The sequence below is a fragment of the Ruegeria sp. CDSA077 genome, assembly GCF_059612265.1.
Genome location: NZ_JBXWQG010000005.1, coordinates 111,436 through 123,968 on the forward strand (window position 1 = coordinate 111,436; position 12,533 = coordinate 123,968).

At 56.7% G+C, this 12,533-nt stretch carries 9 protein-coding genes; 8 read left to right on the forward strand and 1 reads right to left on the reverse strand.

Features of this window, described 5'->3' with window-relative positions; genetic code table 11:
* Positions 1-2 precede the first annotated feature (2 nt).
* The 8 genes from infB to AC2FLE_RS12535 all read left to right on the forward strand — a co-directional run bounded on the left by infB (position 3) and on the right by AC2FLE_RS12535 (position 11,146).
* Complete coding sequence (infB, locus tag AC2FLE_RS12500) at positions 3-2,480, forward strand: translation initiation factor IF-2 (protein WP_496692727.1); 2,478 nt, start codon at positions 3-5, stop codon at positions 2,478-2,480.
* Between the two features lie 1,331 nt (positions 2,481-3,811).
* Positions 3,812-4,537 carry an ester cyclase gene (locus tag AC2FLE_RS12505; RefSeq protein ID WP_496697398.1) on the forward strand — a complete coding sequence of 242 codons (726 nt, stop codon included), beginning with the start codon at positions 3,812-3,814 and terminating at the stop codon, positions 4,535-4,537.
* A 123-nt stretch (positions 4,538-4,660) separates the two neighbouring features.
* Positions 4,661-5,899 carry an ABC transporter substrate-binding protein gene (locus AC2FLE_RS12510; RefSeq protein ID WP_496697400.1) on the forward strand — a complete coding sequence of 413 codons (1,239 nt, stop codon included), beginning with the start codon at positions 4,661-4,663 and terminating at the stop codon, positions 5,897-5,899.
* A 60-nt stretch (positions 5,900-5,959) separates the two neighbouring features.
* Positions 5,960-6,988, forward strand: a complete 1,029-nt coding sequence (locus AC2FLE_RS12515) for a carbohydrate ABC transporter permease (protein WP_281973841.1) — start codon at positions 5,960-5,962, stop codon at positions 6,986-6,988.
* The gene (locus tag AC2FLE_RS12520) at positions 6,988-7,869 is read left to right on the forward strand and encodes a carbohydrate ABC transporter permease (RefSeq protein WP_496697402.1); all 882 of its coding nucleotides are present in this window, start codon (positions 6,988-6,990) and stop codon (positions 7,867-7,869) included. Before AC2FLE_RS12515 ends, AC2FLE_RS12520 begins: the two co-directional genes overlap by 1 nt.
* Before the next feature lie 139 nt (positions 7,870-8,008).
* The gene (locus tag AC2FLE_RS12525; protein ID WP_496697404.1) at positions 8,009-9,010 is read left to right on the forward strand and encodes a nuclear transport factor 2 family protein; all 1,002 of its coding nucleotides are present in this window, start codon (positions 8,009-8,011) and stop codon (positions 9,008-9,010) included.
* Complete coding sequence (locus tag AC2FLE_RS12530; RefSeq protein WP_496697406.1) at positions 9,007-10,158, forward strand: nuclear transport factor 2 family protein; 1,152 nt, start codon at positions 9,007-9,009, stop codon at positions 10,156-10,158. The genes AC2FLE_RS12525 and AC2FLE_RS12530 overlap by 4 nt, the downstream gene beginning before the upstream one ends.
* Positions 10,151-11,146, forward strand: coding sequence for a nuclear transport factor 2 family protein (locus AC2FLE_RS12535; RefSeq protein ID WP_496697408.1), 996 nt, complete (start codon positions 10,151-10,153; stop codon positions 11,144-11,146). The genes AC2FLE_RS12530 and AC2FLE_RS12535 overlap by 8 nt, the downstream gene beginning before the upstream one ends.
* Here the strand turns inward: AC2FLE_RS12535 and AC2FLE_RS12540 are convergent, their stop codons facing one another.
* A complete protein-coding gene (locus AC2FLE_RS12540) occupies positions 11,147-12,172 on the reverse strand; it encodes a LacI family DNA-binding transcriptional regulator (protein WP_281973846.1) in 1,026 nt (341 codons plus the stop codon). It abuts the gene before it with no gap.
* Positions 12,173-12,533 lie beyond the last annotated feature (361 nt).

Consider the following 12,533-nt stretch of genomic DNA (forward strand, 5'->3'; position numbering starts at 1 on the left):
TTATGAGCGATAGTGACGGCAAAAAGACATTGGGTCTTCGTGGCGGGGCGCGCCCCGGAAATGTGAAACAGAGTTTCAGCCACGGACGTACCAAGAATGTCGTGGTGGAAACCAAACGCAAACGCGTGGTGGTCCCCAAGCCGGGTGCGGCCAAAACCGGTGGTGGAGCTACGCCATCAGGTGATCCGTCGCGTCGTCCAGCCGGGATTTCCGACGTGGAAATGGCGCGCCGGATGAAGGCGCTGCAGGCTGCCAAGGCGCGTGAGGTCGAAGAGGCCGCCGAGCGTCAGGCCGCTGAAAAAGCGCGCGAGGAAGAGCGTGCCCGTCGCCGTGCGGAACTAGAGGCCAAAGAGCGCGAACAGCGCGAGGCCGAAGAACGCGCGCGCGCCAAGGCCGAAGAGGAAGAACGCAAGCGCAAAGAGGCTGAAGATGCCGCTAAGCGTGTCGCGGCGACCCCGACTCCTGAAGAGCCAAAAGCCGCCCGCAGCCCGGCCAGCAAGCCTGCGCCCGCAGCAACGCCACGCAAGCAGGATCGCGAGCGTGAACAGCGCGGCACGCGCACCAAGGGCCGTGACGATAACCGCCGTTCAGGCAAGCTGACTCTGGGTCAGGCGACCGGTGGTGAAGGCAACCGCCAGCGTTCGATGGCAGCCATGAAGCGTAAGCAAGAGCGCGCGCGTCAGAAAGCCATGGGCGGCGCGGTCGAGCGGGAAAAGGTTATCCGTGACGTACAGCTGCCCGAGGCGATTGTCGTGTCCGAGCTGGCCAACCGTATGGCCGAGCGTGTAGCGGACGTTGTCAAATCGCTGATGAACATGGGCATGATGGTCACGCAGAACCAGACCATTGACGCTGATACTGCGGAACTGATCATCGAAGAATTTGGCCACAAGGTCACGCGCGTCTCGGCCTCTGACGTCGAGGACGTCATCAAAGAGATCGAAGACAGCGAAGGCGATCTGCAGTCGCGTCCGCCGGTCATTACCATCATGGGTCACGTTGACCACGGTAAGACCTCGTTGCTGGACGCGATCCGCGACGCTCGCGTTGTGGCGGGTGAGGCCGGGGGTATTACCCAGCATATTGGCGCTTATCAGGTGAAAACCGATGGCGGCACAACGCTGTCTTTCCTGGATACGCCGGGCCACGCGGCCTTTACCTCGATGCGTTCGCGCGGGGCACAGGTCACGGATATCGTGGTTCTGGTTGTTGCTGCGGATGACGCGGTGATGCCGCAGACGATCGAGGCGATCAACCACGCCAAAGCGGCGGGTGTCCCGATGATCGTTGCGATCAACAAGGTCGACAAGCCGGATGCGAACCCGGACAAGGTTCGCACCGATCTGCTGCAGCACGAAGTCATCGTTGAGAAAATGTCGGGTGAGGTTCAGGACGTCGAAGTGTCCGCCATCACCGGTCAGGGTCTGGACGAGCTGCTGGAAGCCATCGCGTTGCAATCCGAAATTCTTGAGCTGAAAGCCAACCCGAATCGCGCCGCCCAGGGTGCCGTGATCGAGGCGCAGCTGGATGTGGGCCGTGGACCTGTTGCTACCGTTCTGGTTCAAACCGGTACATTGCGTCAGGGCGATATCTTTGTTGTGGGTGAGCAATACGGTAAAGTCCGTGCACTGATCAACGACAAGGGCGAGCGCGTCAAAGAAGCTGGCCCCTCGGTTCCGGTTGAGGTTCTGGGTCTGAACGGCACGCCCGAGGCCGGGGACGTTCTGAACGTCACCGAGACCGAAGCGCAGGCGCGTGAAATCGCCGCCTACCGTGAGCAAGCCGCCAAGGACAAACGCGCCGCCGCCGGTGCCGCGACCACCCTTGAACAGCTGATGCAGAAGGCCAAGGAAGACGAAAACGTCACTGAGCTGCCAATCCTGATGAAAGCGGACGTGCAAGGTTCTGCCGAAGCCATCGTTCAGGCGATGGAAAAGATCGGCAATGACGAAGTACGTGTACGCGTGCTGCACTCGGGCGTTGGTGCAATCACCGAAACCGATGTCGGCCTGGCCGAAGCATCCGGCGCCCCGATCCTGGGCTTCAACGTGCGTGCCAATGCCTCGGCGCGGAACACGGCGAATCAAAAGGGCGTGGAAATCCGCTACTACTCGGTGATCTACGATCTGGTCGACGACGTGAAAGCCGCCGCATCAGGCCTGTTGAGCGCCGAGATCCGCGAAAAGTTCATCGGTTATGCCGAGATCCGCGAAGTCTTCAAGGTTACAGGCGTTGGCAAGGTTGCTGGCTGTCTGGTTACAGAAGGCGTGGCGCGTCGTTCCGCAGGTGTCCGCCTGCTGCGCGACAACGTGGTGATCCACGAAGGCACGCTGAAGACGCTGAAGCGCTTCAAAGACGAAGTGGCCGAGGTTCAGTCGGGTCAGGAATGCGGTATGGCATTCGAGAACTATGACGATATCCGCGCCGGAGACGTCATCGAAATCTTCGAGCGCGAAGAGGTCACCCGGACACTGGATTGATCCGGACAGAACTGAAATTCGGAAAACAGCGGCTCTAACGGGCCGCTGTTTTTCTTTTGGAGAGCTGACGTGAGCCTTTGACTTTATGCGCGAGTTTTTCTGAGGTTAATCATCAAGTCGCACGGGGTAGCCTTGGTTCAAGAGGCAATGGCATTCGCGTGTTTTCAGAGAGCTTAAACTGAACGGGCCGCTTAGTATTGCCTTGGATAACGGACACGCGTCCGCGAACGCGATCATCCCTCACCAAGTCGGTGACGGCCAGTTTAACCAAATCGCATCCGCGAAGCTTGCTATTAATCGCCACATTGAACAGCGCAAGATCGCGTAGGTAGCCCGCTAGTTTGAGCTGCGCACGGATCGTCCTGACCTGTTTCGGCAAGAGCGGTCTTTTCTGACCGAGAATCCGGCCTTTGTTTCAAGCTTTGCGGTTCGGGGTGACAGCGGGAAGCTGGACTCTTTGTATGTTTTGCCCTCCGATTCCCCCCACGCCCAGACATCTGCACCGCGCTGACGTTGTAATCTTACAAGCGGAGTGAATGCCTGCTCTCGGAAGTCTGCGGAGAACACCATTTCTGCCGATGCATTCGGCGGCAGTGAGCCCTTCCTGTGAGTTCACTGTTCTTGCTGCGAGCGCACGCAGCGCAGATTTTTCTGCTGTTGCTGAATTTAGGCGGTCGCAACGCGGCGAGAAAACCGGCCGTTCAAACATATTGCAGCAAATCTGGAATCATCAATTCATAGGTCGCGGACAATGTAGAAGATCGGCATTCGCGACCCGAGGTCCACCTTAGTGAGCATCGCGAAAGCAGGGAAAGCGCCACAACGGGATCCGAAAATTTGATGCGGTTATTCTCTCAGCCTAGTTCAAAGTGGAAATTAGAAGCTAGTATCATGCGTGAAGTCGTGGCGCATGCTCTTCCCTATCGTCCACCAAAGCTGACGGGAGTCCCTTTCAGGTAAGGTTGGCGTTGATACCATTTTCGGGGTGTTCTTTTGGGATAGAGTGAAAGCGGTAATTTGTAGAAAAAAGGGCACCAATGGATCGACGTGAGAGCGCATTAGACGCAGCCAAGAAGACAGTCTTGTCGCATCAGCGGCACATAGACACTGCACCGAAGTTTGCGCTTGCTGAAGGGCTTTCGGTCGAAACCAGCGCGAATTGCAGTTTTCAGTTCACTGCACCGTTCCGGGAATGCGTCGGCGCCGAAGATGCCGACAAGAATTTTTGGGGCCCATTGCGAAGTTCGTTTTCTCCCCTTCAACGCAGACCGGACATATTTTTTGCAGGCTACAATCACCTGAGCGATGAACCTGGCGTTTGGGTCGCTTCTATGGGGCACCTTCTTGGTCTGTTCGATCAGCCGTTTCTCGGAATGCGTCCGACCCGACAGTCAACAATGCTCAGATACGCAGAATTCAGCCTGGTTGTGGACGGCAAGATAACCGAAACAACGATGTTCCTAGATGTGCTGAATCTGATGGCGCAGGTGCGGGCCGAAGCACTTCCGCCGTCGACCGCCGCGACGATGGTGACGCCCGGGCCGCGCACGCATGACGGCCTGCTTTTCAACAGCCAACCTTCGAGCGAAGGCGAAAAGACTTTGAAGCTGTTTCTCAGGATGATCGACCGTTTGCTGGCGGAAGATGTTCACACAACAAACACGGATCTGTCGTTGGATTGGAAGGAAGACATGATCTGGTGGGGGCCAGGCGGCATCGGTGCACCCTACACACAGGAACGCTATCTTGAGCAGCATTGCGTTCCCTTCGAAGAAGGCTTGAAGTGGGGCGACTTTTTCGGTCACCGAACGGAGTTCGCAGAAGGCCACTATGGTGGATTCTTCGGTTGGCCCACATTTGATGTGACCTCGCTTGGGGGATATATCGGGCTTGCCCCGAAGTCCGAGAAGAAGGCGACGATGCGCGTTGTCGACCTCTATCGGCGGGAGGGTGACAAAATCGCTGAAAATTGGAACTTCATTGATCATCTGCACTTTCTTGAACAATTAGGTGTCGATCTTATTGCGCGACAACGCCTGCTGACCGGATTGGATTGAGGTTTTGATATTTTAAGAGAATCGAGTATAGTCGACATCGCATACGTATGCGATGTCGAGCGACCAAACTGCTCGTATCTGCTTCTAAGCTGACCCAACGAGGTCGAACCCAGGGAGAAAAACATGTCTATCATCACTCGTCTGGCAGTTACTTCAACTGCGCTTGGAATGACGGTCGGGGCTGCGTTCGCTGATTGTCCGGTTACCAGCGGAAGCGTCAGAATCCTTGCCAACGACTTTCCAGCGCTGCATGCGGTTGTCGATAACGCCGAAGCGTGCGTCGGAGAGGGGGCGGAATTCTCGAAGAACCACTCGACCAAGCACAATGAAATACAGGTTGCAGCGCTCACGGCCAATCCGGCTGAGTATACGACTAAAATCGTAGCGAACTCGTCCATCGTTCCTTTGTTGAATGATGGGCTGATACGCCCGCTGGATGATCTCGTCGCCAAGCACGGTCAGAATTTGCAACCAAACCAGCTAATTCGTGTTGATGGTAAGATCATGGCGATTGCCTTCATGGCCAATGCACAGCATCTGATCGTGCGCCAGGACATTCTTGACCAGGTCGGCAAAGGGGTGCCGACATCCTACGAAGAGGTGCTTGATGTTGCCGAAGCCATCCGCGCGGCTGGCATCATGGAATACCCTTTCGCAATGCTGACCAAATCGGATTGGAACCTCGGCGAAGAGGTCGTGAACATGTATCTCGGTCACGGCGGCGAATTTTTCAAGCCCGGCACGGCTGAGGTGTCCATCAACAACGAAGCAGGCGTCGCGACGCTGAACATGCTGAAATCGCTGATGGAATATTCCAACCCTGACTTCCTGACCTACAATACTGGCGCAGTCGTGCCGCTTTGGGAATCGGGCGAGTTAGCAATTGCTGTCATCTGGGGATCGTCGGTGGGTGGTCTGCTCGACGACGAGGGTTCTAGACCTGAAATCGTTGCGGCGACGATGCCTGCCGGTGCGATGACTGTTGCGGGCGGTTCGACGCCAGCGTCATCGCTCTGGTGGGACGGTTTCACCATCGCCGCGAATATCAGCGATGAAGATGCTGAAGCTACTTTCATTGCGATGGTCAATGGCATCTCTGATGACATGGTCATGGCTAATAACGACAAGGCCGTTTGGTTGATGGAAAGCTACAAACCTGGCGTCGCTGCTGAGGGCGTCGCGGCCGTCGCAGGTGCCGGTGCCGAGCCTTATCCGATGCTGCCCTACATGGGGCTTCTGCATTCGGCATTTTTCCAAGAGGTGCCAGACTTCCTGCAGGGCAACGAAAGCGCTGAACAAACCCTAGCTGACATCGAGGCGGCTTATACCGCTGCTGCAAAGGAACAAGGGTTCCTCAAGTAAACACTCAAATAGTGCGCGGCGCTCTTTCTGCGCCGCGCACAACTTTGTCGGGTTTTCGCTATGCCGCACGGAACTTTTGCACGATTTATCTGGCCATCATTCCTGGCAATGATCCTGTTCATTGCCCTGCCGATCGTGTCGGTAGCGATGCAGTCGTTCTTTGTTGAACATGAACAGGTCATGCGTGAGGTCGAGAATTGCGGGCCCTTCACATGTACCACGATTCTACAAGTCGATCTGGAAGCAACCGACGCGTTGAAGGTCGACGCACCTCTCGGGCGTTATAACGGCTTGGGAACCTACACAAACCGTGGGCATCTGGCCTTTGACGAAGTGAGCGGGATCTGGTCAGCATCTGAATCTTTCGGGGGATTCATCTCGGGGGTTTACAACCTGCCGTTCTACAAGGCGCTTTTCTTCACGCTTGCCTATACCTTCGTCGTCACACCGTTGGTGATCGTCTTTGGTCTATTGATAGCTCTGGGTGTGAACCGCCTTCCAAAAGTCACCAAGGGGCCGACAATCTTTGCCTCGCTCTTGCCGATGATCGTGACACCTCTGATCGGGGGCTTGATCCTTTTTTGGATGGTAGACGCAGACGGCATCATCGGGGCTACGCTGCAGATCATCTTTGACGATCCTGATCTTAGCCTGAAAGCTTCGGCACCGCTCACCTGGATCATGCTGATGGTCTACGGCGTCTGGCATTCGACGCCCTTTGCCTTCGTTGTGTTCTACGCGGGGTTACAGACGGTTCCCACGGATACTCTCGAAGCTGCGAAGATCGACGGGGCAAGCAGGTTTCAACAGGTCCGCTATGTCATCGTTCCCTACATGATGCCGCTTCTGGTCTTCATCACCTTGATGCAACTGATGGACAATTTCCGCGTCCTTGAACCCATCGTGTCCTTCTCGGCCGAAGCCAAGGCCAGATCGCTCAGTTGGATCATCTACAACGACCTTTCGGGGCAGGATAAACTCTTCGGCTCGGCCGCAGCGACTTCGATGCTAACAATCCTCGGCGTTGCCATCCTGCTGACACCAGTGCTGATCAAGACCTGGCGGGACTTTAACCGGAGGGCGGTGTGATGGCGTCAGCGGCTAACAAATCACCGCGTCTGCTGACGTGGTTCGCGACCTCGATGATCATCTTCTGGCTGATGATCGCGATCGGGCCGTTTGTCTGGACGGTCTGGGGATCTTTCAAGGTACAGGGCGATTTCTTTTCCAAGGCCGATTGGCGGAACGCGATCTACGGCGTTTACACACTTGCAGAAACCGGCAGCAACTTCACTGGCAATGGCTATCACGGTGCCTGGATCCAAGAAGAATTCTGGCGAAATGTATTGAACACGACTGTTGTCGTTGTTTGCACCGTCATTATTTCACTGACCCTAGGAACTTTGGGCGGATATGCCTTGGCGCGTTCCGGATATCGTTACGCATTCTGGCTTTTGATCGCAGCACTCGTGTTTCGGGCCATGCCGCATATCACGCTGGTCTCAGGCTACCTACTGCCATTCTTCGAATGGAACCTGTGGGGACGACTCTCGACCACAATCGTCGTACTGGTCGCAATTAATCAGCCGTTTACGCTTTGGATGTTGCACTCGTTCTTCCTGAACATCCCGAAGGATATGGACGAAAGCGCTATGGTCGATGGCTGCACCCGGTTCCAGGCGTTCTGGCATGTGATAATTCCGGTCATGTGGCCGGGCGTCATTACGACCGGGCTATTTTCTTTCCTTCTGGCCTATAATGACTTTGCAATTACCTCGATGCTTCTGAGTTCGGAAAACCAGACGATGGTGCCCAAAATCGCAAGCTTCCTTACCCAGATACGCGAACAGGGCAACGTGATGTTTGCCGTTTCGGCGGTGGTGAGCGCCATGGTGCCTCTGTTCTTCCTGGTTTTGTTCTTCCAACGCCAAATCGTTAGCGGGTTGACCGCCGGCGCGGTGAAAGGGTGAGGCGTTGGACCGTCTGACACTCGCCTCCGCTCCGCTGATTTTCACATGGTATCTGGGAGATCGTCTTCAAACCTAGGGTGTGTCGCGCCGTTAACGCAACGCCGCAACCCAACCGTCACCTCTAGATCAAGGAAGATCCATGTCAGTAGACCTGCAATCCGCCAAGTCGCTTGTTCAAGCGTACTTCACCGCCCGTGACAAAGGCGCCCCCGGGGCCGAAACCGCTGCTGCTTGCGCAGAGTACCTGTCCCCTGAGCACACCTACCGCGGTATGCGCCCGTTTTACGATGTCGAAGGGCCCGAAGCATTGGCCGACACCGTCTGGACACCGCTGAAGAATGCCATGTCCGCCATCCAGCGGCGCCCCGATATCTTTTTCGCCAGTCATGCCGATCTTGACCCGGGTGCCGGCACCTGGGTTGTTGAAATGGGCAATTTCCTGTGCGATTTCACGGACGACTGGCTGGGCATGTCCGCCACCGGAAAAACCACCTATCTGCCCTACGCGACGATGTCTCGGGTCCAGGACGGAGCCATTGTCGAAACGGTAGAGTTTCTGGATATTCTCGCCGTCTTGAGCCAGGCAGGCCGGTACCCACTGGCGAAACACCAGACCGGGGGCATGATGATGTCGCCGGGACCAATGACCCACGACGGGCTTCTGCATGACCCCCAGCCCGGGGACCTGACCCAGAACACCTATGATCTGACCCACGCCATGCTGACCGATCTGGCGCTGAGCTATACGTCGCCCGGCGATCATCTGGTCCGGTTCTGGAACGCGGACATGAACTGGTTCGGCCCGGCCGGCATCGGAGCCAGCCTCTCTATTCCCGGCTACCAACGCGGACACACCCTGCCTTTCGAAGCAAAGCAAGACGTGGTGAAGATCCACGACTGGGAACTTGCACTGGCCGAAGGCAACATTGCCGCCTTCATGTGGTGGCCTTGCCTGACCCTTCGCAACACCGGCGATTACCTCGGCGCGCCTGCCAATGACGTGGCTGCCGAAATGCGCGTCGTGGACCTTTATCGCCGCGACGGCGACAAGCTCGCCGAGAACTGGATATTCATCGACATCCTGCATTTCCTTGCCGAACAGGGCGTTGATCTTTTGGCCAAAACTGGAGAGACCGAATGACCCAATTCATGCCCGATCGCTCGAAATCGCATCATCCGGCCGCCGCCTTGTCGCGGGGTCACATGCCCACGTCGTTCGACATATCTCTCAAGAACTACACCAAGGGCGGGGCGCACCGCATCCCGCCCTATCTCGGGCCGTCGCAATCGCTTGGCGGGTTCGATCCCGAGTACCGCAACATCGTCGACTATATCGTCCGCATCACCTATCGCATCTGGGAAACCGAGGCCCGTGAAGTCGAATATATCGAAGCGTGTTACTCCGACGATAGCCTTGTCTATGACGACTATGGTCTGCAGCACGGCAACGCCAAGATCGTCGGCGACACGCACCACACGACCGGCGCAATCCCCGACATTATCCTTAACGCGGAAGAGGTGATCTGGGCTGGCGATGACACTATCGGATTTCACACTTCACACCTGACGCGCATCAAGGGCAAGAACACCGGACCGAGCAAATACGGCGACCCGACCGGAGCTGAGGTCGACGTCATGGTCATTGCCAACTGTGTGGCACTTGGCAACGACATTTTTCTTGAGCACGTGCTTTACAACACGTCCGCCATGCTCAAGCAGTTGGGCCTTGATCTTTGGGAAGAGGCGGACAGGCTGGCCGCCGATCCTTTCCCCGGCTGGCCGCGCAGCGCCGAAACTTGGGCCGATCTGCGCTCCGGTGTGCGTCCTGAGCGCCCGTTGAGCGTTGGCGAACCTGTTGAGGGGTTCGACCCCGATGCTTTTGCCAGAGCCATCCACGACAGCCTTTGGAATGGCGATGGGGCGGCACTGGATGAATGCTATGCCGCCGATGTGTCATTCGAAGGGGCAACCGATCGCAAGTTTTTCGGGCGGGACGCTTATCGCGCCTACATCGCCGAATTGCGTGAAGCCTTCCCTGACATGAAACACCATGTCGACGAGGTCTACTGGATGGGCAACGATGACGATGGTTATCTGATCTCGACCCGTTGGAGCGCCGATGCCACCCATACCGGCGGCATTCTCTACCGAGACCCCACGGGGCAGAAATGCCAGATCTGGGGCATCACGCAACAGCGCGTCAAGAATGGCGTGGTTCAGCAGGAATGGCAGCTTTTCAACGAGTTGGACCTGATGATCCAGATCGCCATGGCCCGCCGCGATGGCTGATTATCAGGACGCCAAGGCGCTTGTCCGCTCCGCCAATGCGGCTATTGATGCGGCAGGCACGGAAAGTGTTTCCGAGGCGATGACACCTCATTTCGCCGCCAATCTTGCGTGGCGCGGCATGTACCCGTTTCATGAGCAGATCAGTCCGGAACGCGTTGCTGACGTCTTCTGGCGGCCGTTGAAACAGGCCATGGGGCCATTGCAACGGCGGCCGGACATTTTCTTTGCCGGACGGAACGAACTTGACGGGTTTTCCTCGGTCTGGGTTGTCGAAATGGGGCATCTGATGGGCACATGGGATCAGTCCTGGATCGGGCTCGCACCCTCCCGCAAGCTTTCGTTTCTGCGCTATTGCGAGTTTCACCGCGTTGAGAAGGAAAAGATCGTCGAAACCGCCTGCTACGTTGATATCCTGAACCTTTTGGCGCAATCGGGACGTCATCCAAGCGCGGGCACAACCGGATCGGTCCTGTTGACGCCTGGACCTGCGACGCATGATGGCCTTTTGTACGATGCGCATTCGGAAACCGAAGGCCGGGCGAGTGTCGGTCTGATCTCTGACATGGTCACCGATTTGCGCGCGAACAAAGTTGGCTCGCCCGAAGAGCACATGACCCGTTTCTGGACGCCCAATATGTGCTGGTTCGGCCCCGGCGGCATCGGCGCCAGCGCATTCTTCGATGGTTATCGGCGCGGCCACTCAGGACCGTTCGAGGAGGGTCTGGAATACGTTCGCCACACCGAACATGTCGCGCGTTTGGGCGAGGGCAACTACGGCGGGTTTTTCGGCTATCCCAGCCTATCCCTACGGTCGAAGGGTGGGTTTCTTAGTCTACCGCCTGGCGAAGTCGAAGCCGACATGCGGATCGTGGATCTCTACCGCCGCGATGGCGAAAAACTGGCCGAGAACTGGATCTTCATCGACATCCCACATTTCTTGGCCATGCAAGGAGTGGACATTCTGGCAGAGCTTGGGCGCGAAAGCTGATCAGGTTCTGTTTGCCACGGTGCCGCGCTCGACCAGTTCTGGCACGATGCTCACGTTACCTGCTGTGTCGTTTCCGGCTATCGCAGCTAGCATCAGCGAGACGGATTGGTCGATCATCCGGTTGATCGGCTGGCGCAATGTCGTCAGATCATACTCAGGCAATGCCGCCATTGGAATGTCGTCAAAGCCGACAATCGACACGTCTTGCGGCACCGTGAGTTTCAACTCGCTGCGAATTACGCCGAGTGCTTCGATCGCCATGTAGTCGTTGGCGATGAAGATCGCATCTGGCCGCTTTGACGCTGGTCTGTCCAAAAGTTTGAGGGCAGCAGAGCGCGTCTCAGCCAGATCAAAATGCCCGGCAGCATGATCAAACAGGCTGTGTCCCTGATCCGACAGCTCTTGCTCAAATCCCAATTGGCGGTCGCGCCCGGTCGAAGATTCCGCCCAACCGGACAGCAACGCAATCTTCTGGTGCCCAGTTTCAATGAGATAGCGCGCTGCCAAGCGTCCGCCCAGGACATTGTCTGACGACACGCAAGACACACCTTCCTCAGCCTTTATCCGGTTGAACATAACGACTGAGATACCTTGATCCTGGCAATGCTTGCAAAGCGACGAAGACAGTTCGACCGATGCGGTGATAATCCCGTCAACCTTGTATTCCAGCAATTCGGATACCGTCTCTTCGACCCCGACTGCGGTTTCCGGCATCATGAAAACCATCGCGTGATAGCCGTTCTTCTGCAATTCGATACAGAGCTTTTCCAGTGCCAGCGCATAGAATTGATTGTCCAGATAGCTGAACAGCAAGGCGATGATCTTCGAGCGCCCAGTGATCATCGACCGGGCAAGAGCGTTTGGCCTATAGCCCAACTCCTTGGCCGCATCGAAGATTCTCTTCTTCGCTTCCGCCGATACGCCGGACTGAGTGGGTACACGAGAGAAGGCGCGGCTCACGGCTGATTGCGACACGCCCGCCCGTTTGGCGACGTCGACCGAAGTTACTGAATTCTTCCTGGCCATGTTCCAGATGCCCCGAATTTTTTGTTCCATTTGCCCCGTAATCAACGGAGAATCCGAGGATATTTTCTGCGTGGGCCGGAAGGCTTTCCACGATCCTATCTCTACCGAATGACCCAGGTCAATTGACGGATAGGCAGTATGTTTTGAAGCCTTCAACCCGTCTCGACGTCCGCTCATTTCAGTCGTTCTAAGCGGCAGAGGTTTCGTTTCGTCTTGACGCTGCACATCCTCAAACCATTGGGTGTCCTGCAGACATGACATTCTGCGGCGACCGTATCCGCGACACACGCTGCTGCATTGCCTGTCATCGCCATGGCGGCCAAGGCCCGTCTTCAACATCCACAATGTCGGCTTATGCGTT

Bases quoted from the DNA above. Each gene is read 5' to 3' on its own strand.
- infB (WP_496692727.1), top strand. From the start codon at position 3: ATGAGCGATAGTGACGGCAAAAAGACATTGGGTCTTCGTGGCGGGGCG.
- AC2FLE_RS12520 (WP_496697402.1), top strand. From the start codon at position 6,988: ATGGCGTCAGCGGCTAACAAATCACCGCGTCTGCTGACGTGGTTCGCG.
- AC2FLE_RS12530 (WP_496697406.1), top strand. From the start codon at position 9,007: ATGACCCAATTCATGCCCGATCGCTCGAAATCGCATCATCCGGCCGCC.
- AC2FLE_RS12540 (WP_281973846.1), bottom strand. From the start codon at position 12,172: ATGGCCAGGAAGAATTCAGTAACTTCGGTCGACGTCGCCAAACGGGCG.
- AC2FLE_RS12505 (WP_496697398.1), top strand. From the start codon at position 3,812: ATGGGGCACCTTCTTGGTCTGTTCGATCAGCCGTTTCTCGGAATGCGT.
- AC2FLE_RS12515 (WP_281973841.1), top strand. From the start codon at position 5,960: ATGCCGCACGGAACTTTTGCACGATTTATCTGGCCATCATTCCTGGCA.
- AC2FLE_RS12510 (WP_496697400.1), top strand. From the start codon at position 4,661: ATGTCTATCATCACTCGTCTGGCAGTTACTTCAACTGCGCTTGGAATG.
- AC2FLE_RS12525 (WP_496697404.1), top strand. From the start codon at position 8,009: ATGTCAGTAGACCTGCAATCCGCCAAGTCGCTTGTTCAAGCGTACTTC.
- AC2FLE_RS12535 (WP_496697408.1), top strand. From the start codon at position 10,151: ATGGCTGATTATCAGGACGCCAAGGCGCTTGTCCGCTCCGCCAATGCG.